Origin of the sequence: Spirosoma endophyticum, from assembly GCF_900112365.1 — a bacterium.
GTDB classification, from domain to species: domain Bacteria; phylum Bacteroidota; class Bacteroidia; order Cytophagales; family Spirosomataceae; genus Spirosoma; species Spirosoma endophyticum.
On sequence record NZ_FOLQ01000074.1, the window covers coordinates 1 to 1,561 of the forward strand.

Below are 1,561 nucleotides of genomic sequence, written 5' to 3' on the forward strand. Positions count from 1 at the left end.
AACTCCTTTAATTCAAGTATATCCAGGTGCATTTTCGGATGGTTAAGTTTACAGGCGGTAAGTTAACATGAAGGCTAATTCGTCTCAAGTTGGAGGAATTCTTGAGCCGTAAAAGGTAACCCCTATTCTTCCCAACATAGCGGTTTATCTATTTGGCATCCCGCTTATGGACCTCCTCAAAATCGCCGATCACCCATTTCGGCTTGAGCGTGTTGAATGGATCGAGGATGAAGCGTCCTGTTTTGGTGTCCAGGATGATCGTCTGTTTATCACCGGCAACCACCTCAAACCGGCGGGTATCCAGAACCGCCGGGTCGGGCTGGCCATCGTGGTCGGGTTTAAAGTTGATTAGCGTCAGCAGGCCGCCTAGCGTCAGCGCACCCAGCAAAAACGAGCGGAGGTCAATAACAATATTGATGGTTTTCATACACAATGGGCCTTGAGGGTTTCTAAAAAATTAGTTTACTAACCCTAAGATACAACTTGGCCGACTTATCGCAGGGGATTTATCGTCTTATGTGGGAGCGAATTGTGAGACAGTGATCTTTTTTGACCTTCAAAAGCCATCCATAGCATACGACTCCTTACTGCCTAAATTAATTGGTCTTTACGCTAGTCACCTTTTGTAAGCGGGACCTTAGGTTGGCGGTAGAGACGAATTAGCCCCCAAACTAAACCGATCAGGGCAAGCACGACGACCGCGGCTAGTTCATGCTGTCGCAGATCCGTGATGAGTACTTCCAAGCCTTGAGCGATCGTGTTACCCGCCAAGGCCACCACCAGGGCCCAGATCAGCGCTCCCACTCCATTCAGTAGCGTGAATTGGCGGGCTGGGTAGGCTGATGTTCCAATAGCGACTGGAATTAGGGTCCGTAAGCCCAACAGCGCGCGAAACCCCAGCACCAAGCTACTGCCGTAGCGTTGTAGCATGGCGTCTACCCGAACCAGACGCGATTGCCAGGCTGGACGACGGCTAAGTAAAGCGGTGCCAAAGCGATCGCCGAGCACAAACCAAATTTGGGCCATCGTAAAGGAGGCTAGGGCGGCCAGGCCAATCACCACGGGCAGGGCGAAGTAGCCTCGGTGGGCTAGATAAGCAGCCAAGATCAAAAACGCCTCGCCTTCCAGTAGTACACCCACAAATAGGATCGGGTAGCCATAGGTAATGATCAAGGACTCAAGAGGCATGTGTAGTCGAATAAACGGGTCAGTCTTAGGCAAGAACTGACTCGTGGCGTCTTTGTTCCTAGCTGCTGTACGTCGTCAAGTAAAAGTGGACAGATGCGGGTGAAAAGAGAAGAGATGGTTTTAGCCACTTTGGGCTCGCTGAAAAATATGACTTTTCCGGCGTTGAGACAAACTTAGCTGCTTAATTTTTTGCCGTTCGGCCAAGATCTGATCCTGGCGGCCCCAGTAAGCATCGGCTGGCCGTACGTTGTCCAGTGATTCATGGTACCGTTGATGATTATAATAGTCTACCCACTCCGTTAGGCGAGTTCTTAGTTCATCCGGACTGTAGTAGTGTTCCAACAACAGAACGTTCTTCATCGAGCGATGGTAA

At 50.3% G+C, this 1,561-nt stretch carries 3 protein-coding genes; all 3 read right to left on the reverse strand.

Annotated features, from left to right (window positions below; translation table 11 throughout):
* Positions 1-148: 148 nt before the first annotated feature.
* A complete protein-coding gene (locus tag BM202_RS36455; protein WP_093835519.1) occupies positions 149-427 on the reverse strand; it encodes a hypothetical protein in 279 nt (92 codons plus the stop codon).
* Between the two features lie 185 nt (positions 428-612).
* A complete protein-coding gene (locus BM202_RS36460; RefSeq protein WP_093835521.1) occupies positions 613-1,188 on the reverse strand; it encodes a DedA family protein in 576 nt (191 codons plus the stop codon).
* Positions 1,189-1,308: 120 nt separating this feature from the next.
* On the reverse strand, positions 1,309-1,561 hold a 253-nt coding region (locus BM202_RS36465), incomplete at its 5' end, for an integrase core domain-containing protein (RefSeq protein ID WP_218160661.1).